The following is a 19,421-nucleotide window of genomic DNA, read 5'->3' on the forward strand; positions in this document are numbered from 1 at the left end:
AGGTGGAACGTAACAACCGGGCCGTGCAGGGAGCAAGACGTCATCCACAGGCTGGCCCCAGGGGTGGGCTCGAGGGTTTGACCCCCACTTTCCCCTCCGCGTACCGTTGGCCGGTCGCTCCCTGTCGACGGGTGCCGCATGTCCACGATCCGCCACACGGCGGCTGCGTGGGTGGGCGGTGCCGGCCGAACGACCTGCACCGATCCTCGCGCGGAGTGGACATCCCTCGAAACCTTCGGAGAAATGCCGTGAGCAAGCGTACGTACCAGCCGAACAACCGTCGCCGTCACAAGGTGCACGGCTTCCGCCTCCGCATGCGGACCCGTGCCGGTCGCGCGATCCTGTCGAGCCGTCGCCGCAAGGGCCGCAAGAGCCTGGCCGTCTGAGGCCCAGGGCTCACGGCAACCCCGCCGTGCTCTCCGCTGACCATCGCCTCACCGACAGTGACGGCTTCCGCCGCACGGTCCGCAACGGGCGACGTGCCGGGTGCTCGACGCTCGTCGTCCACATGTGGGTGGACCAGGCTGCGGCCTCCGGTCCGGCACAGGTGGGCTTCACGGTGGGCAAGTCCGTGGGCAATGCCGTCACACGCAACCGTGTGAAGAGGCGACTCCGGCACCTGACCCGGGAGCACCTCCCCGCACTGGAGGAGCTCCCGGGTCGTGCTGCACTCGTGGTGCGGGCGCTGCCGGCGGCGGCCGACGCGTCGTACGCCCGTCTCGGTGCCGATCTGGCGCGTACGCTCGATCGGGTGAGCGCGTCGTGAAGTACCTCCTCATCGGCTTCATCCGTGCGTGGCGCTTCGCGATCAGCCCGCTCTACGGACAGGTCTGCCGCTACCACCCGAGCTGCTCGGCGTACGCCCTCGAGGCCGTCACGGTGCACGGCTCGCTGCGCGGCACCTGGCTCGGCGTACGCCGTCTCGGCCGCTGCCACCCGTGGTCCGACGGCGGGTACGACCCGGTCCCGCCCCGTGACCGACCCCGTGTTCCCCCCCACGCCACAGGCGTGGGCTCCACCACCCCGAGCCAGGGAGCTTGAGTGATCGACTTCTTCACCTCCATCGGCAGCGCCATCATGACGCCGCTCTACTACGCGATCTCCTTCGTGCTGGTGGGCTTCCACAACGTCTTCGGGGACCTGTTCGGGCCCACGTCCGGTCTTGCCTGGGTGCTGTCGATCATCGGGCTCACGCTCGTGGTCCGCGCCGCGCTGATCCCGCTCTTCGTCAAGCAGATCAAGTCCAGCCGCAACATGCAGCTCATCCAGCCAAAGGTGCGCGAGCTGCAGAAGAAGTACGGCCACGACCGTGAGCGTCTCGCGCAGGAGACGATGAAGCTCTACAAGGACTCGGGGACGAACCCGTTCTCCTCGTGCCTGCCGATCCTGCTGCAGATGCCGATCTTCCTCGCGCTGTTCCGGATCCTCGACCAGGCCGCCCGCAATCCGCAGGACAAGCGCGGACTGATGACGCCGGAGCTCAACGAGCAGCTCCGCTCCGCGGTGTTCGCCGGCGGCAGGATCTCCGACACGTTCCTCAACGCCGACGGGGTGGAGGTCCGCGTCCTCGCCGCCGTGCTGGTGCTCGCGATGACGGCGACGACCTTCCTCACCCAGCGGCAGCTGATGAGCAAGAACATGCCGGCCGACGCGCTCTCCGGTCCCTACGCGCAGCAGCAGAAGATGCTGCTCTACGTGCTCCCCGTCGTCTTCGCCGTCGGCGGCATCGCCTTCCCTGTCGGTGTCCTCTTCTACTGGACGACGTCGAACCTGTGGACGATGGGCCAGCAGTTCTACGTGATCCGCAACAACCCCGCTCCCGGCACTCCGGCGGCGGAGGCCAAGGAGGAGCGCGACCGCGCCAAGGCTGCGCGCAAGGGGATCAAGACCCCGGCTCAGCTCGAGGAGGAGCGGCTCGCGGCCGAGGCGGAGGCCCGGCGCGCGGAGAAGTCCCAGACGCGCCAGCAGCCGCAGCGCCAGACCAAGGCCCAGCGCAGCAAGAAGAAGCGCTGACCCAGACATCCGCGATCGTCGCCCCGGCGACGTCGCACATGATCGAGAAGCAGGAGACACCACTGTGAGTGAGCAGCTGACGGACGACGAGGCCGTGGACAACGTCGAGCAGGACGGCAAGGACCTGGACGCGAGCACGCCGGCGGACGGCGGGAAGCCCCGCCCCTCCAAGGTGGAGCGCCTCGAGCACGAGGGCGACATCGCGGCGGACTACCTCGAGGAGCTGCTCGACATCGCGGACCTCGACGGCGACCTGGACATGGACGTCGAGGGCGACCGTGCGAGCGTGCAGATCGGCGGAGCCGACCTGAGCCTGCTCGTGGGTCGCAACGGAGAGGTCCTCGAGGCGCTCCAGGAGCTCACCCGCCTCGCGGTCTACCGCGAGACCGGGGAGCGCTCGCGCCTGATGCTCGACGTCGGGGGCCACCGCGCCGAGCAGCGCACCCGGCTCGTGGCGATCGCGGAGAAGTCCATCGCCGCCGTGCGCGAGTCCGGAGAGTCCGTCTCCCTGGAGCCGATGAGCGCCTTCGAGCGGAAGGTCGTGCACGACGCCGTTGCCGCCGCCGGCTTGACGTCCGAGTCCGAGGGTGCCGAGCCCAAGCGCTACGTGGTGATCCTCCCCGCGTGAGCGACGAGGTTTCACGTGAAACCGGTGGGTCGAGTAGGCCCCCCGCGGCCGTTTCGAGACCACCCTCCGTCCCTCCCGGGGCGCGGAGGGTGTTCGCGTCCGAGCAGCTCCCGCTCGCGGAGCGGTACGCGGAGCTGCTCGCGACGGAAGGCGTGGTCCGCGGTCTGATCGGACCACGGGAGGCGCCTCGCTTGTGGGAGCGCCACCTGCTGAACTCGGCGGTCCTGTCGGACGCCATCCCGCAGGGTTCGACGGTCTGTGACATCGGGACGGGGGCGGGGCTGCCCGGCCTGGTCATCGCGATCGCGAGACCGGACGTACGGGTCACGCTGGTCGAGCCGCTGCTGCGACGCACCACGTTCCTCGAGGAGGTCGTGGACGAGCTCGGCCTCGACTGGGTCTCGGTCGTGCGCGGGCGTGCCGAGGACCTCCACGGCGAGGCGACGTTCGACGTCGTCACGTCCCGTGCGGTCGCGCCACTGGAGCGGCTGCTGGGGTGGTCGATGCCGCTCGTGGCGCCCGAGGGTGCACTGGTGGCGATGAAGGGCCAGACGGTGCACGAGGAGATCGAGTCCGCCCGGAAGTTCCTCAGGACGTGGAGGTGCAGCGAGCCCCAGGTGATGGAGCTCGGCGACGGCGTGGTTTCTCCACCGACCACTGTGGTGCGGGTGTCATGGGCTGACCCGTCCCGGATAGGTTGGCCCCTTGCCCGTGAACCCAGGCGGCGTTCGCCGCGACATGACAGACGTGCAGACCGACGTGCAGCGCGCGAGAGGTGAGCTGAGTTGACGACCGAGGGTCCTACCCACGACGCGGGCTGGCGTTCTCACGAGGATGCGCCTTACCCGTTTTCCACCGGCTCCAAGGGCGCCCCTGAGCGCAGCTATCCACAGACTGACCCGATTCATCCACAGGCTGAGGAAGAATCAGACGTTTCACGTGAAACACCGCCGTCGGACGTTTCACGTGAAACACGACCCGCTTGGCAGGTGCGTACGGCGGGTGATCTCGCGGCACGGGATGCCGAGTTCACCGACCACGGCACCCCGCTCGCCCAAGCGGCGCAGCACTCCGTGCTCGCTCGCTCGGGAGGCCTGCGCCGGCAGGGCGTCCCCCGGCCGGGCGAGACCCGGGTCCTCGTGGTCGCCAACCAGAAGGGCGGCGTCGGCAAGACGACCTCGACCGTGAACGTCGCGGCCGGCCTTGCGCAGCTGGGGCAGAAGGTGCTCGTCATCGACCTCGACCCCCAGGGCAACGCGTCGACCGCGCTCGGCGTGGAGCACCACCGGGGCATCCCCTCGACCTACGACATGCTCGTCGACGGGCAGCCGCTGGCCGACGTCATGACCGAGTGCGCCGATCTCCCCGGCCTGTGGGCAGTCCCGGCGACGATCGACCTGGCAGGTGCAGAGATCGAGCTCGTCAGCGTGGTGGCGCGGGAGCAGCGTCTCGCCCGGGCGATCGCCGGCCATCCCCTCATGGGCCCGGCGTCCGAGGTCGGCGACGAGCGGTTCGACTACGTCTTCGTCGACTGCCCCCCGTCCCTCGGCCTGCTCACCCTGAACGCGCTCGTCGCGGGTCGCGAGATGTTCATCCCGATCCAGGCGGAGTACTACGCGCTCGAGGGCCTGGGCATGCTCCTCGAGACCGTGGAGATGGTGCGACAGCACCTCAACCCGCAGCTCACCATCTCCACCATCCTGTTGACGATGTACGACGCGCGCACCCGGCTGGCCGCCGGCGTCGCGGACGAGGTACGCAGCCACTTCGGCGACCAGGTGCTGAAGACCGCCGTGCCCCGCTCGGTGCGGGTCTCCGAGGCACCGTCCTACGGGCAGACCGTGATGACCTACGATCCTGCGTCGGCGGGTGCGCTCTCCTACCTGGAGGCCGCCCGCGAGATCGCCAGCAAGGGAGCCCCCGCATGAGCACCCCACGACGTTCTTCTCCGCCGCTCCGCTCCCCCGAACAACGCCGCGAGGACCCCGCATGAATGCCACCCCCCCTCGTCGTGGTCTGGGCCGCGGGCTGGGCTCCCTGATCCCCACGACGCCCAGCCAGCCGGCCCCGGCCGCGCCCTCGACGGGCACCGATGTGTCCTCCCCCGCAGGCACGCGCAACGGCTCGGCCGCCACGGCCGACGCTGCTGCCGGTCGCACTGACTCGCGCAACGGCGCGGAGCCCGGTGGCGCGGCCGGTGGCACAGTGGCCGGTGGCGAGGTGGCAGGCGCGTACTTCGCCGAGCTCCCGATCGCGCAGGTCCGCCCCAACGCCCGACAGCCGCGGCAGGTCTTCGAGGAGGAGGCCCTCGCCGAGCTCGTCCATTCGATCCGCGAGGTGGGACTGCTGCAGCCGGTCGTCGTGCGCCGGACGGGCGAGGAAGCGTACGAGCTCATCATGGGCGAGCGTCGCTGGCGGGCTTCGCAGGAGGCCGGCCGTGACACGATCCCCGCGATCGTCCGCGAGACCGACGACAACGACATGTTGCGCGACGCGCTCCTGGAGAACCTCCACCGTTCGCAGCTCAACCCGCTCGAGGAGGCTGCCGCCTACGGCCAGCTGCTCGAGGACTTCGGGTGCACCCACGACGAGCTCGCCCAGCGCATCGGGCGATCACGACCGCAGATCTCGAACACGCTGCGCCTGCTCAAGCTCTCGCCCGCCGTCCAGCGCCGGGTGGCTGCGGGCGTGCTGTCCGCGGGCCACGCCCGGGCGCTGCTCTCGGTCGACGACGCCGGGCTCCAGGACAAGCTCGCCGCCCGCGTCACCGCGGAGGGCATCTCGGTGCGCGGCCTCGAGGAGATCGTCTCGGTCGGCGTCGAGCAGGACGAGGCTCCTCGTACGCTGCGGGCCAAGCCGGTGGCTCCCGGACTGTCCGAGCTGGCCGACCGTCTCTCCGACCGGTTCGAGACGCGGGTCAAGGTGGACCTCGGCAAGGCCAAGGGCAAGATCACCGTGGAGTTCGCCAGCCTCGACGACCTCCGACGCATCGTCGACATCATGGACCCGCGCAACCGCGACGACCGGCCCATCTGAGCCGCTCCCGGTCGAACTGGGTGGGGTAGTCCGTCACTTGGAGGGGGACACAACCCCCTCCAAGTGACGGAATCCCCGCTCGGGCGGGGACTCCGCGCCACGCGACCTATTGTCGACAAAGCGACGTAGCGACAGATCTACAAGACGACAGATCTACTTGCCGTTTTGTCGCTTCGCCCGCTTCTCGGCGCGCTTGCGGGCGCGCTCGCGCTTCTCCTCGGCGTCGAGGCGAGCCGCCTCCTCCAGCGTGGGGGCGGTGCCACCCATCGAGGCCGGCACCCACCAGGACCCAGGGGGCTGCTCGTCGGCGGGGTAGGCGGCGACGGTCTCGGCGAGCATCTGCGCCATCTGCGCCTTCAGCCGAGCGGTGTCACCGACCGGGTCGTCGCCGGTGGGGTGCATCGGCTCGCCGACCGTGATCGCGATGGTCTTGCCGCGCGAGAAGTCGCGGGGGTGGTCCTTGGTCATCATCCTCTGGGTGCCCCACATGATGACGGGGACCAGGGGTACGCCGGCCTCGGCCGCGATGCGTACGGCTCCGGACTTGAACTCCTTGAGCTCCATCGCGCGCGAGATGGTCGCCTCCGGGAAGATCCCGACCGCCTCGCCGCGGCGGAGGTAGTCGACGGCCGTGTGGAAGCTCCCGAGGCCCTCGCCGCGGTCGACCTCGATGTGGTGCAGCGAGCGCATGAGCGGGCCGACCCAGCGGTGGTCGAAGAGCTCGCGCTTGGCCATGAACCGCACCAGCCGGCCCGACGGGTTGGCGGCCAGGCCGCCGTAGACGAAGTCGACGTAGCCGACGTGGTTGTAGGCGAGCAGCACGCCGCCCTCGCGCGGCACGTGCTCCGTACCGGTCAGCACGATGCGCTGGCCCAGAGCCTTGAAGGCCGCCTTGGCGGTGACGATGATCGGTGGGTAGGTCACATCGCGCATGGCGAGGAGCCTAGGGTCCCCGGGTCGGGACCGCGACCCTTCGTGATCAGCGTCGCGTGGCGAGGAAGTCGGCGATCCGGCCGATCGCCTCCTCGAGGACGCTGGCCTCGGGGAGCGTGACGAGCCGGAAGTGGTCGGGCGCGGGCCAGTTGAACCCGGTGCCGTGGGTGACGAGGATCTTCTTGGCGCGCAGCAGGTCGAGGACGAACTCCTGGTCGTCGTCGATCGGGTAGACCTCCGGGTCGAGCCGGGGGAAGCAGTAGAGCGCACCGCGCGGCTTGACGTTGCTGACGCCGGGGATCTCGTTGAGGAGGCGGTGCGCGAGCATCGACTGCTCGTAGAAGCGGCCGCCGGGCCCGATGAGCTCCTCGATCGACTGGTAGCCGCCCAGGGCGGTCTGGATCGCGTGCTGGGCGGGGACGTTGGCGCACATCCGCATGTTGGCGATGAGGGTGAGCCCCTCGAGGAAGTCGGTCGCGACCTCCTTGGGACCGGAGATCATCACCCAGCCGGCGCGGTAGCCGCAGACCCGGTAGGCCTTGGAGAGCCCGGAGAACGTCAGGCACAGCACGTCGTTGCCGCCGTAGGTGGCCGCGTGGTGGTGCTCGGCGTCCTCGAACAGGATCTTCTCGTAGATCTCGTCGGCCATCACGACGAGCTGGTGTCGGCGCGCGATGTCGACGAGCGCCTTGACCGTCTCCTCGCTGTAGACGGCACCGGTGGGGTTGTTGGGGTTGATGATGACGATGGCGTGCGTATTCTCGGTGATCTTCGACTCGATGTCGGCGAGGTCGGGGTTCCAGTCGTTCTCCTCGTCGCACCGGTAGTGCACCGGGATGCCGCCGGCGAGCGTCACGGCCCCTGTCCAGAGCGGGTAGTCCGGCGCCGGCACGAGGATCTCGTTGCCGTCGTCGACGAAGGCCTGGAGCACCATCGAGATCAGCTCGGAGACGCCGTTGCCGATGAAGATGTCCTCGACGCCGACGTCACGCAGCCCGTGGGACTGGTAGTAGTGCATGACCGCGGTCCGTGCCGACCAGATGCCCTGGCTGTCGGCGTACCCCTGCGACTGCGGCAGGTGGTGGATCATGTCGGCGAGGATCTGCTCGGGTGCCTCGAAGCCGAACGGCGCGGTGTTGCCGATGTTGAGCTTGAGGATGCGGTGCCCCTCGGCCTCGAGCCGCTGTGCCTCGACCAGGATCGGGCCACGCACGTCGTAGCGGACACCTTGCAGCTTCTTGCTCTGTCGGATCGGGCGCACGACTCATCCTCTCAGGCGCCGTACGCCGCTAGCATCGGAGTTGTGTCCCGCAAGACCGCACGCTTGACGGTCGACCACCTCGCGGAGCTGGCCGACCCGGTCCGCTCGTGCCTGTTCTGGGAGCTCGGGCCGGTCGACCGGTCCCGGCTCGACGAGCAGGAGCGGATCGCGGAGAAGGAGAACTGGCTCTCCTCGACCCTGCGTGACTGGGGCTCGTGCGGGCGGGTCGTCCGCATCGACGGACGCACGGTCGGCCACATCGTGTACGCCCCGGCGGCGCGGCTGCCCGGTGCGGCCGCGCTGCCGACCGCGCCCGGGTCGCCGGACGCCATCATCGCCGCGACCGCGTGGATCGAGCCTGCCCTGCGGCGCGGCGGCCTCGGCCGGATGCTGGTGCAGGCGATGGCGGCGGACCTGGTCGAGCGCGGGCACACCGCGATCGAGGCGTACGGCGACACCCGCGGGCGTACGGAGCGGTGCGTGCTGCCGGCCGAGTTCCTCGGCAGCGTCGGCTTCAAGACCCAGCGGGCCCACCCGACCACTCCACGGATGCGGATGGAGCTGCGCACCGCGCTGAGCTGGAAGGACGAGGTCGAGCTCGCGCTCGAGAAGGTGTGGGGTGTCGTGCGCCCCACGCAGAAGGCGACCCGCCCGATCGGATCGGTGCGGGCCGCCTCTGGCGGCTGGCTCAGATGATGCCCTCGAGCTCCTTGAGGAGCGCGGCCTTGGGCTTGGCGCCCACGATGGACTTCACGACCTCGCCCCCCTGGTAGACGTTGATGGTCGGGATGCCGGTCACGCGGTAGGACGAGGGGGTGACCGGGTTCTCGTCGACGTTCATCTTGAGGAACGTGAGCTTCTCGCCGTGCTCGGCGTTGAGCTCGTCGAGGATCGGAGCGACCTGGCGGCACGGACCGCACCACTCCGCCCAGAAGTCCACCAGGACGGGCTTGTCGGACTTGAGGACCTGCGCCTCGAACTCGGCGTCGGTCACGGCGGCGATGTTGGCCACGGCACTTGCCCCTTTCACATGAGGTCTCTGCGTCGGGTGTCGGTCCCCGACGGGGATGTCCAGTCAACACCAACCCGGTGACAGTTGTTCCCGACCCTGTGCGCGCTCGTCGTGAGACGGAGGACCGCGACACCCCCGTGCTCGCGGTCCTCCTCACCCCCACGGGGGTGCCTCGAGCCTAGGCGCGACCCGCCCCCGACGTCCGCCCCCGGAACCGGGGGGAGCGGCCAAAGCAAAACTTGTCGTGAGGGCTGAGACGGACGTAGTGGACGAACGTGCTCCGACCTAGCATCCAGAGGTTCGAAGCCAGCTGAACCCGGGGGTGTCTGCGTGCGTTGGCCCCTGTGGGCGGTCGTCACGACGCCGCCGCCCGTCCCCCGGACGAGGTCGGGCAGCGCCTACCGGATGTACCGGAGCATCCTGGGTGCGCACGCGTGCATCCTCCTCAGCCTCTGCCTGTTCGCCTCGCTGCCGTGGATGGGTCACCTCGCGTGGGACGAGCCCACGGCACCGAACCGGGCACTGATCGGAGCCGTGCTGCTGGGCTCGGCCGTGAGCGTGTTCTCCCGCGGCGAGCGGATGCACAACCTGTGGATCCTGGGCGCCACGTTCCTCCTGGCGACTCCCCAGATCGGCACCAACCCGGTGCCCAACGACGCCACGGTCGGGATGGTCCTGTCCGCCGTCGGCGTCATGGCGGCCCGGTTGCTGCCGCTCCTCAACGCCCTCGGGCTCGTCGCCGTGCTCAGCGCCGTGCACGTGGGCACCCTGGAGGCGCTCGGCCTCCCGGCGTCGGGCCTCTCGCTCGACACGATGGTGCTCTCGCTCGGGACCGCGGCCGCGGCGGTCGGCTTCGTCAACGCCATGCAGGCGAGCGCGATCGCCACCGAGCGGGTCACGGAGGGCAACCGGCAGCGCGAGCTCGACCTCGCGCGCGCCGAGGCCGAGCTGCGAGCCCGTACGACGAGCCGCCGCGTGCTGCACGACGACGTGCTGGGCACCCTGCACCTCGTCTCCGACGCGGTCGCTCCTGCCGACCGGGTGCGGGCGCAGGCCCGGGCGACCGCCCTGGCCATCCGACGGATGGTGGGGGAGGAGTCCGACGCAGCCGTACGCCTCGAGGAGCGCGAGCCGGGCTCGGTGGAGGAGCTGCCGCAGGCCTACGCCTCCCTCGTCGACGACCTGCGCGAGCGGGTGCCGGCGACCGTCGAGGTCGAGGTCGTCGGGCGGGCCCAGCGCCTGCCGCCCCTCTCGAGCGAGCAGCGCGCCGCGGCGTTGCGCGCGCTGTCGGAGGGGGTGCGCAACGCGGTGCGGCACGGCCGGGTCGACGAGGTCGTCCTCCGGATCTCCGCCGACCGACGCGACCTGCGGCTGGAGGTGCTCGACCGCGGTCGGGGGGTCGACGCCCCCACCCGATCGGGGTTCGGCCTCGTCGAGTCGGTCGGGCGCCCGATCGCCGAGATCGGCGGGACCTCGGCGCTCCTGCCGCGTCCGGGCGGGGGCGCGGTCCTCGTCCTGGACCTGCCTCGCAACCCGGAGGCCGGCCGCCGCCTCCACCACGCCCACGGCCTCACCACCGGTGGACTCGGCTCGGTGCGGACGCTGTCGCGCGCCGTGGCCATCCCGCTGGGCGCGGCGTGGAGCATCATCGCGATCCACTCCGTCGTGAAGGCTCCCGAGTCCTGGCCCTCGCTCCTCGTCGGGCTCGCGTGGCTCGCGCTGACCCTGGTCATCGTGCGGCAGTCCGAGCGCGGCAGCCCGCGCCCGGTCTGGGTCACCACGGTCGCGGCGGCCAGCATCGCCCTGCAGGTGCTCGGCATCGCCCTGATGCCGAGCGGCGCGATGCTCGACTTCCGCTCGTGGTCCATCGGCATGAGCGCCCTGCCACTGGTGGTCTTCGTCCTGAGCCTGCCTTTCCCCGTGGCTGCCGGCGTGGTCGCGGCCCACATCCTCGTCGTGCTCGGCGCGGCCCAGGTCAGCCCGGACCTCACGCGCGGGCTGGTCCCGTGGGGCTCGCTGAACGCGGTCATCACGTGCCCCGTCCCGTCCATGGTGCTCGGCTCGCTCATCCGTCGACAGGGCCGGTCGCTGCGCCAGCAGCAGAAGCGCGAGTTCGCCCTCGAGCACCGCCGCGCGGCGGAGGAGTGGCAGGCGGCGATGACGGACCTCTACTTCGCGCACGTGCGCCACGAGGTGCTGCCATGGCTGGACGACGTGGCGTCGGGGGTGCGCGACCCCCGGGCCGAGGAGACGATCGCGCAGGCCCGCCTGCTCGCGGTGGCAGCGCGTGACGACCTGTACGCCCCCGGTTTCTTCGACGACGACCTGCGTGCCGACGTCGCCCACTTCCGCTCGCGCGGCGGGGCGGTCGAGCTGCGGGCTGGGCTCGTGCCCGGTGGATTCGACCGGCCGGTCGGACGGGTGCTGCGCGGGCTGCTGCCGGTGTCGGCGGGCCGCAGGATCATCGTGTCCCCTCCCGTGGCGCCCGAGCAGCAGGTCCGGATCGCCGTGGTGCCGGCGCCGCACACGGGAGACCTCGAGCGCCTCCGGGACGTGATGGCGGACGGGTTCGCCGCCGACGTGGACGCCTTCCGCGCCGTGCTCCTCGTCGACGACCTCCCCGTTTCGGGGTAGAGACAGCCGCTGGCGCGCCTTGTATTCACTCCCCATGACAACTCGACCGGCGCGACGCGCGACCGTGGCCGTCCTGGACAACCAGGAGGTCGTCCGCGACGGCGTGGCCGCGGCCGTGGGCCGGCACCCCGACGACCTCGTGATGGCGGGTGTGTACGCCGCCGTGTCCGAGGTGGACCTCGCCACGCCCGGCCCGGACGTGCTGGTGCTCGACCTCTACCTCGGGCGCGACGACGAGGTGGTGCTCGAGCACATCCCCTCCCTGACGTCGTGGGCCGGTGCCGTCGTGCTGCACACGGCCGAGGAGAAGCCGGTGCCCCTGCGGCGCGCCCTGGCTCTCGGCGTGCACGGGGTGGTGCTGAAGAACGACGGCACCGAGGCGCTCATCGAGGTCGTACGCCGCTCGCTGGCGGGGGAGTTCGTCTGCAGCAGCGTCCTGGCCGAGGCCCTGATCGGCGACGTCGAGCTCACTCCTCGCCTGACCGCGCGGGAGGTCGAGGTGCTGAGCAACCTGCGCGACGGCCTCACCCAGCGGCAGGTGGGGTCGCGGCTCAAGGTCGCCGAGGAGACCGTGCGGGCCCACCTCAAGTCGATCCGCGCGAAGTACATGGACGCCGAGCGGGACGTCACCAACACCGGGAGCCTGGTGCGCGAGGCCGGGCGCGACGGCTGGATCTGACGACCCCGATCTCCTCGCATTGTCACCGCGGATGCCCTCCCGGTCAGGCATTCGGTGATTTCGACCCGGTCCCCACTTGTGGGGAGCGACAGGCCGGCGCCGGGCGGGTGATCCTCTGGTCGGCTCGTTCGTGGGGGACGAGCCGCCAAGCCTGATGGGGTGGACATGCGACTTCTCGGTCACAACCGGGGCCAGGCCGCGCTCGCGTCCCTGACCCTCGGCATCGGTCTGATGGCGACCCTCTACGACGGAGTCCCGACCTCCGACCTCGAGCTGCACGACGGCGGGGTGTGGGTGACCAACCTCGAGACGCGCGCCGTCGCGCACCTGAACTACCCCTCCATGACCCTCGACGCGGCGATGACCGCCACGTCGGCCGACTTCGACGTGCTCCAGGACGCCACCGAGGTGGCCCTCGACGACCGGGGCAGCGGCACCCTCTCGCCCGTCGACTCGTCGGTCCCCGCACTCGGGTCCGCGGCGGCGGTCCCGGCCGGGTTCGACGTCCGGCAGGGCGGCCGTACGGTCGTCGTGACCGACCCCGTCGGCGGCGCGCTGTGGGCGATGGACGTCGCCGAGGTCGACGGCTTCAGCGAGGAGCAGGAGCCGACCCTGGTCGACGTGGCCGGTGCGAGTGCGGCCGTCGGCAAGGACGGCACCGCCTACGTCGTCGCCGCGTCCGGTGACCTCAGCTCCGTCGATCCCGCCACCGACGGCTGGACCACCACCGAGATGGGGAGCCTCGGCGACCTCGCGTCCGGCGAGTTCGAGCTGACGGTCGTCGGGTCGACGCCGGTCGTGCTCGACCGGGCCGCCGGCGAGGTCCGCACCCTCGAGGAGTCGGTCGAAATCCCTGACGCGACCGACGTCGTCCTCCAGGCCCCGGGCGACCCGGCCGACGACGTCGCCCTGGCCGCACCGGACGGGCTCCTGCTCGCGCCGCTCTCCGGCGGCGACGTCCGGACCGCCGGCGACGGACCGACGAGTGCCGGCGACGCCGCGCCGCCCGTACGGCTGGGGACCTGCACGTACGCCGCGTGGGGCGGCAGCGGGCACTACCAGCGGGTGTGCGACGACAGTGCCGACGACCAGTTCCAGGTCGTGGAGCGACTGGTCCAGACCACCCGGCCGGTCTTCCGGGTCAACCGCGACGTGGTGGTGCTGAACAACCAGGACAACGGGGACGTCTTCCTCGTCAACGAGAACATGACCCTCGTCGCCAACTGGGACGACGTCCTCGGCCGGGTCGAGGACGAGAAGAAGGAGCAGGAGGAGTCCGAGGAGCAGGACCAGCAGCTCAACGCCGACCGGACCGACCAGAACCACCCGCCGAAGGCGAACCCCGACTCCTACGGCGTACGGCCCGGGCGGTCCACCACGCTCCCCGTGCTCGACAACGACACCGACCAGGACGGCGACGTTCTCACGGCCTCGACCGAGGACGAGCCGCGCATCGGCACCGTCCTCCCGGTCCGCGGCGGCGAGGCCCTGCAGATCGTCACCGGGCCGGGCGCCGCCGGGTCGGACACGTTCGAGTACGCCGCCGGCGACGGCCGCGGCAAGCCGGCGACGGCGCGGGTGCAGGTCGAGGTGCACCCGTGGTCGGTCAACGCCGCACCGCAGCCCAAGGACCGCGCGTCGGTGGTGGTCGTGGCCGGCGGTGCCGAGGTGAAGTACAACCTGCTCCAGGACTGGATCGACCCGGACGGCGACCCGATCTACCTCGAGTCCGTCCAGGGCACCGACGACATCGCAGCCCAGAGCCGCGAGGACGGCACCGTCACGATCACCGACCTCGGGCGCGCCGAGCCCGGTCTGCACCAGGTCGAGGTACGCGTCTCCGACGGCCGGGAGGTCGCCAGCGGGACCCTCGACATCGACCTGCGCAGCGACGACAACGTCGCGCCGGTCGCCAACGCCGACCACGTGATCGCCGTCGTCGACGAGGAGACCACCGTCAGCCCACTGGCCAACGACACCGACGCCAACGGCGACGAGCTGCGCCTGGCGCAGGTCGACAACCCCGGGGGCGGTGCCAAGGTGCTGCTCGACCCGGCCGCCGGGACGTTCAGCTTCCTGGCGAAGAGGGCCGGCACCGTCTACGTCGAGTACACGGTCTCGGACGGGCCGGCCATCTCGAAGAACATCGTGCGCGTCGACGTCGTCGACGGCACCGGCGACGCACCTCCGGTCGCCGACAACGACCTCGCGCTGCTCCCGGCGGGTCAGTCGGTCCTCGTGCCGGTCCTCGCCAACGACTACGACCCGGCCGGCGGCGTGCTCGTCGTGCAGTCGGTGTCGGCCCCGCCCGAGGCCGGTCTCCAGCTCGACATCGTCAACCACGAGCTCGTGCGGGTGCGTGCCGTCGGGTCCCTGCGCGCGCCCGTGGCGTTCACCTACACGATCTCCAACGGTGCCGCTCCGGCCACCGCCCAGGTCACCGTGGTCAACGTCCCTGACCCCGGCTCCGACAAGGCGCCGGTCGTCGAGGACGACGCCGCCACCGTGCGCGCGGGCGACATCGTGACGATCCCGGCACTCGCCAACGACCGGTCGCCGGCCGATCTGGAGCTGCGGATCGACCCCGAGCTGCGGATGCTGCCGAAGTCGTTCGCGGGCACCGCCTTCGTCTCCGGGCGCAACGTGCGGTTCAAGGCCGGCAAGGAGGCTGGTCGCGTACGCCTGACCTACACCGTCTTCGACTCCGCCGAGAACTACTCCTCCGGGACGATCGTGGTGACCGTCGTGCCCGAGGACGCCCCGAACACCCCGCCGACGCCGCGACCCCTGGTGGCGCGCGTCCTGGCCGGTGGCACGGTCACGATCCCGGTGCCGACCGACGGCGTCGACCCCGAGGGCGACTCGGTGACGCTCCTCGGCGTGGCCCGCCCGGCCCCGACCAAGGGCGTCGTCAGCGTGGTCGGCGGCTCCCTCAGGTACGTCGCGCCGATCTCCGCCTCCGGCACGGACAAGTTCCGCTACCTCGTCGAGGACGCGGTCGGGGCGCAGGCGACCGGCAGCATCCGGGTCGGCATCGCGCCGCCTTCGGCGACCAACCAGCTGCCGACGGCCGTGACCGACGTGGTGAAGGTGCGGCCGGGCCGCAAGCTCGCGGTGCCAGTCACCGCCAACGACACCGACCCGGACGGCGACGCCCCGATCCTGGTGCCCGACTCGGTGAAGCCGGCGGACTCAGCGACCAAGGTCGCGGCGAGGACGGAGGGTCCTCAGGTCCTGCTCGCCACGCCGTCGAAGAACGCCGACCTCACCTACTACTACCGGATCACCGACTCCCCGGGGGGCCAGCGCGTCGACGGCGTGCTGACCGTGCAGGTGCGGGAGAAGGCGCCGCTGCGCGCGCCGATCGCCCGTGACGACGTGGTGACGGCGGCCGAGACGCTCGGACGCAACACCGCGAGCGTCGAGGTCCTGGCCAACGACGCCGACCCCGACGGCGTCGCCGAGGACCTGGCCGTCAGCTCGTCCGACCGCGGCGTACGGATCAGCGGAGGCAAGCTCGACATCGACCTCGACAAGGCCCGTCGGGTCGTCCTCTACACCGTGACCGACGTCGACGGCCTCACCTCGAGCGCCGTCGTGACGGTCCCCGGCACGGCCGACCGCCGCCCGGTCGTCGACCCCGGCGCCCCTGCCGTCGAGGTGGTCGCCGGCAGGACCGTCGAGGTCGCCCTGGCCGACCACGTCGTGGTGCGGGAGGGGCGTACGCCGAGCCTCACCTTCGGCAACACCGTCCAGGCCGGCCCCGGTGGAGTGGCGAAGGCCGTCTCCCAGAAGGTCGTGTCGTTCACCGCGGACAAGGGCTTCTCCGGACCGTCGGCCATCACCTTCGAGGTCACTGACGGGACGGACGCGGACGACGCCACGGGCCTCGTCGCCACGCTGTCGGTCCCGATCGAGGTGCTGCCGGCCACGAAGGACGAGGACACCGAGACCGCGCGGACACAGCCGCGCTTCACCCCGACCGAGCTCCGGGTCGCCCCGGGCGAAGACGCCGTGGAGGCGAACCTCCGCGCGATGGTCACCGACCCCGACCCCGGGGACCTCGACCGCCTGAAGTTCTCGCTCGGCAGCGTCGAGGGCGACGCGGGCCGAGTGGAGGTGACCCTCTCGGGGTCGACCCTGCGGGCAGAGGCGTCGGCCGACACCCCGGCCGGCTCCTCGCTGCTCGCCGCGGTCACGGTGACCGACGGGTCGACCGACCCGGTGTCGGCCAAGGTGCCGGTCACGGTGGTGTCCTCGACGCGACCGCTCATCCAAGTGCAGCCGATCGAGATCACCGACGCCGACGCCGGCGTCGCCGAGGTCGTGGACATCGCCGACCACGTCACCAACCCGTTCGCAGCCGAGGGCGAGCCGATCACCGTGCTCAGCGCCGACCCGGCCGGCGGGGACGCGACCGGCAGGGTCACGCTCTCCGGGACGAGGGTGACCATCACCCCGGACGCCGCCACCAGCGGCCAGCTCACCGTCCGCTTCTCGGTCGGTGACGCCACCGGCGACCCGGCCCGCCAGGTCGACGGGCTGATCCGCGTCACGGTCCGCGACCGCCCCGACGCCCCCGCCGGGGTCAAGGCGGTGAGCCAGGAGTCCGCCACGGTGACCCTGGGCTGGACCGCTCCGTCCAACAACGGCACGGTCATCACCGGCTACGAGGCCCAGTGGAGCGGCGGGACCCAGTCCTGCGGGCAGACGACGTCCTGCGTCATCACCGGACTCAAGAACGCGGTCGAGTACCGCTTCACGGTCACCGCCACCAACGAGGTCGGCACCTCCGAGAAGTCGGCCGTGTCCAACACCGTCACGCCCGACCAGCGTCCCGACCCGCCGAGCGCGGTCTCCGGTGAGTTCGGCGACAGGTCGGCGAAGCTCCGGTGGAACCAGCCGGTCGGCGACTTCAGCGCGGTGACGTCCTACAGCATCCTGATCAGCCCGGGCGACGGCGCCGGGCGGACGCAGATCGACGGGATCGCCGGCACCAGCGCGACGGTCGACAACCTGGTCAACGGCACGGCGTACACGTTCCAGGTGCTGGCCCACAACGACCACCCGGACCCGAGCGACCCCTCACCGGCGTCGGCGCCGATCGTGCCGGCGGGCGTGCCGTTCGCCGCAGCCGCACCGACCGTCGCCAAGCGGGCTCCGGACGCCACCCAGCCGTCCGCGACGGTCTCGTGGAACGCGCCCGACGGCAACGGCGACAACAACCTCGTCTACACGCTCAGCGCCAGCAACGGCCGCAGCTGGAACAACCTCACCGGCACCAGCCAGGAGGTGCTGATGGACGCGTCCACCACGGACGTCACCTTCACCGTCCGGGCCACCAACAAGGCCGGGCAGGGCGAGGCGTCACCGGCGTCCGCGCCACAGCGGTTCTTCCAGAAGCCGGGTCCGGTGACGAACCTCAAGGCCGAGGAGACGGGCGCCGACAACACCGTGCGGATCACCTTCGGCGCGGCCGAGGGCAACGGCGCGACCCCGGGCGAGATCACCTACCGGTGGCGGGCCAACGGCGGCACCGGCACCCTTCCCGCCGGAGGTGGCACGGTCACCAGTGGCGCCTTCGTCAACGGCCGGGACGTCACGGTCGAGGTCTGGGCGACCAGCACCGTCGACGGCGAGACGGCCGTCGGCGACGCGAGGTCGGACGGGGCCAACGCCTACGGGCCGCCCACCGCACCCGCTGTGTCGCACTCCGACGGCTTCCAGTCGGTGACCTTCAGCTGGAACGCGTCGAGCACGGGCAACGGGCGCCCGGTCACCGGCACGCAGATCAGCATCAACGGCGGCGGCTGGCAGTCGGTCGGGGTCGTCGACTCCCGGCGTGTGGACGTGGCGCCCGGGACCCGGGTCGACGTCAGGGTTCGGTCGCAGAACCAGGCCGGCTGGGGCGCGGAGGCAGCTGACGCCGGCACGTCGTGGGCTGCCGCCAGTGACCTCTGGCGCAAGACAGGCACCGTCGCCCCGAACGGCTGGTACTACGTCGAGCTCCGCCTCGAGCGCTTCCGGCCCGACTCCAACGTCTACTGCTGGGTCGGCGGCATGGGAGCGCCCGACTGGTACGCCACCATCCGCGTCGACGGCGCTGGGAACTGGGGGTGGAGCGTACCCAGCGGTCCCCCGGGCCGCCCGTCAGCGAGCGGCAGCTTCCCCGTCGGCAACGACTACGGCACTTGCGAACAGCGATGACCTCCACCTCAACGAGAGACGAGCACTCATGACCATCACCACCGACCAGGCCGCGTGGTTCGCGGACTCGTTCGCGACGCTGACCGACAACGTGGGCCAGGCGCTGCTGGGCAAGGCCCCCGTGATCCGGCTGGCGCTGACCTGCCTGCTGACCGAGGGCCACCTCCTCCTCGAGGACGCCCCGGGCACGGGCAAGACCGCGCTGGCGCGAGCGGTGGCCGCGACGGTGCAGGGCACCCACAGCCGCATCCAGTTCACGCCGGACCTGCTGCCGTCCGACATCACCGGCACGACGGTCTACGACCAGGCGCAGGCGCGGTGGGAGTTCCACAAGGGGCCGATCTTCGCCTCGATCGTCCTCGCCGACGAGATCAACCGGGCCTCGCCCAAGACCCAGTCCGCGCTGCTCGAGGTGATGGAGGAGGGCCACGTCACCGTCGACGGCACGTCGTACGACGCGGGGCGCCCGTTCATGGTCATCGCCACGCAGAACCCGATCGAGCAGGCCGGCACCTACCGGCTGCCGGAGGCGCAGCTGGACCGCTTCCTCATCAAGACCTCGGTCGGCTACCCCGACCGGTCCGCCGCCGTGCAGGTGCTCGCCGGTTCGGCGTCGCCGGACCGTACGCGCAGCCTCCAGCCGATGATCTCCACCTCGGCCGTCGCCGAGATGGCGGACCTCGTCAAGGCCAACCACGTCGACGATGCCGTGCTCGACTACGTCCAGCGCCTCACCGAGGCGACCCGCGACGACAGCGACACCACGCTCGGCGTCTCCACCCGCGGCTCGATCTCGATGGTGCGCGCCGCCCGCGTCTGGGCCGCCGCGCGAGGGCGCAACTACGTCCTCCCCGACGACATCAAGGAGCTCGCCCTCCCGGTCTGGGGCCACCGCATCATCATGTCGCCCGAGGCCGAGTTCGCCGGCGCGACCACCGCGGCGGTCGTCGCGCGGGTGCTCGACCGCGTCGAGGCGCCGATGCTCCGGGGAGCCGGGGTCTGATGCACCACGGTGGAG

At 71.3% G+C, this 19,421-nt stretch carries 16 protein-coding genes; 13 read left to right on the forward strand and 3 right to left on the reverse strand.

Features of this window, described 5'->3' with window-relative positions; translation table 11 throughout:
* The first annotated feature begins 248 nt into the window (after positions 1 to 248).
* From rpmH to AC57BS_RS23275, 8 genes are all read left to right on the forward strand, one after another.
* Positions 249 to 386 carry a 50S ribosomal protein L34 gene (gene rpmH / locus AC57BS_RS23240; RefSeq protein WP_011758123.1) on the forward strand — a complete coding sequence of 46 codons (138 nt, stop codon included), beginning with the start codon at positions 249 to 251 and terminating at the stop codon, positions 384 to 386.
* 26 nt (positions 387 to 412) lie between these two features.
* Positions 413 to 766, forward strand: coding sequence for a ribonuclease P protein component (gene rnpA / locus AC57BS_RS23245; RefSeq protein WP_496413812.1), 354 nt, complete (start codon positions 413 to 415; stop codon positions 764 to 766).
* Entirely contained in the window at positions 763 to 1,041 is a 279-nt protein-coding gene (gene yidD, locus AC57BS_RS23250) for a membrane protein insertion efficiency factor YidD (RefSeq protein ID WP_496413813.1), read from the forward strand. Before rnpA ends, yidD begins: the two co-directional genes overlap by 4 nt.
* A gap of 3 nt (positions 1,042 to 1,044) precedes the next feature.
* Positions 1,045 to 2,013: a membrane protein insertase YidC gene (gene yidC / locus AC57BS_RS23255; RefSeq protein ID WP_496414225.1), complete on the forward strand. Its 969-nt coding sequence runs from the start codon at positions 1,045 to 1,047 to the stop codon at positions 2,011 to 2,013.
* A 64-nt stretch (positions 2,014 to 2,077) separates the two neighbouring features.
* The gene (locus AC57BS_RS23260; protein ID WP_496413814.1) at positions 2,078 to 2,641 is read left to right on the forward strand and encodes a Jag family protein; all 564 of its coding nucleotides are present in this window, start codon (positions 2,078 to 2,080) and stop codon (positions 2,639 to 2,641) included.
* Between the two features lie 89 nt (positions 2,642 to 2,730).
* A complete protein-coding gene (gene rsmG / locus AC57BS_RS23265) occupies positions 2,731 to 3,420 on the forward strand; it encodes a 16S rRNA (guanine(527)-N(7))-methyltransferase RsmG (protein WP_496413815.1) in 690 nt (229 codons plus the stop codon).
* Positions 3,421 to 3,630: 210 nt separating this feature from the next.
* Complete coding sequence (locus AC57BS_RS23270) at positions 3,631 to 4,569, forward strand: ParA family protein (protein WP_496413816.1); 939 nt, start codon at positions 3,631 to 3,633, stop codon at positions 4,567 to 4,569.
* A gap of 61 nt (positions 4,570 to 4,630) precedes the next feature.
* A complete protein-coding gene (locus AC57BS_RS23275; protein ID WP_496413817.1) occupies positions 4,631 to 5,677 on the forward strand; it encodes a ParB/RepB/Spo0J family partition protein in 1,047 nt (348 codons plus the stop codon).
* 153 nt (positions 5,678 to 5,830) lie between these two features.
* Here the strand turns inward: AC57BS_RS23275 and AC57BS_RS23280 are convergent, their stop codons facing one another.
* Positions 5,831 to 6,610: a lysophospholipid acyltransferase family protein gene (locus AC57BS_RS23280; protein WP_496413818.1), complete on the reverse strand. Its 780-nt coding sequence runs from the start codon at positions 6,608 to 6,610 to the stop codon at positions 5,831 to 5,833.
* Between the two features lie 46 nt (positions 6,611 to 6,656).
* Entirely contained in the window at positions 6,657 to 7,871 is a 1,215-nt protein-coding gene (locus AC57BS_RS23285; RefSeq protein WP_496413819.1) for a pyridoxal phosphate-dependent aminotransferase, read from the reverse strand.
* A gap of 42 nt (positions 7,872 to 7,913) precedes the next feature.
* On the opposite strand from AC57BS_RS23285, the gene AC57BS_RS23290 reads away from it, so the two are divergent.
* Positions 7,914 to 8,567, forward strand: a complete 654-nt coding sequence (locus tag AC57BS_RS23290; RefSeq protein WP_496413820.1) for a GNAT family N-acetyltransferase — start codon at positions 7,914 to 7,916, stop codon at positions 8,565 to 8,567.
* Here the strand turns inward: AC57BS_RS23290 and trxA are convergent.
* Positions 8,560 to 8,883 (reverse strand): thioredoxin, encoded by a 324-nt coding sequence (gene trxA, locus AC57BS_RS23295; protein ID WP_056603764.1) that lies wholly within the window; start codon positions 8,881 to 8,883, stop codon positions 8,560 to 8,562. The two genes, AC57BS_RS23290 and trxA, sit on opposite strands and share 8 nt — an antisense overlap.
* Positions 8,884 to 9,213: 330 nt before the next feature.
* Here trxA and AC57BS_RS23300 point away from each other — a divergent pair, with 330 nt between their 5' ends.
* The 4 genes from AC57BS_RS23300 (at position 9,214) to AC57BS_RS23315 (ending at position 19,406) form a co-directional block, all read left to right on the forward strand.
* Positions 9,214 to 11,517, forward strand: a complete 2,304-nt coding sequence (locus AC57BS_RS23300) for a sensor histidine kinase (protein WP_496413821.1) — start codon at positions 9,214 to 9,216, stop codon at positions 11,515 to 11,517.
* A gap of 34 nt (positions 11,518 to 11,551) precedes the next feature.
* Entirely contained in the window at positions 11,552 to 12,196 is a 645-nt protein-coding gene (locus AC57BS_RS23305) for a helix-turn-helix transcriptional regulator (RefSeq protein WP_496413822.1), read from the forward strand.
* A 165-nt stretch (positions 12,197 to 12,361) separates the two neighbouring features.
* Positions 12,362 to 18,403: an Ig-like domain-containing protein gene (locus AC57BS_RS23310; RefSeq protein ID WP_496413823.1), complete on the forward strand. Its 6,042-nt coding sequence runs from the start codon at positions 12,362 to 12,364 to the stop codon at positions 18,401 to 18,403.
* A gap of 28 nt (positions 18,404 to 18,431) precedes the next feature.
* Positions 18,432 to 19,406, forward strand: coding sequence for an AAA family ATPase (locus tag AC57BS_RS23315; protein ID WP_496413824.1), 975 nt, complete (start codon positions 18,432 to 18,434; stop codon positions 19,404 to 19,406).
* The last annotated feature ends 15 nt before the right edge of the window (positions 19,407 to 19,421 follow it).

The sequence above is a fragment of the Nocardioides sp. BGA-UO-ETr-FS32 genome, from assembly GCF_059567905.1.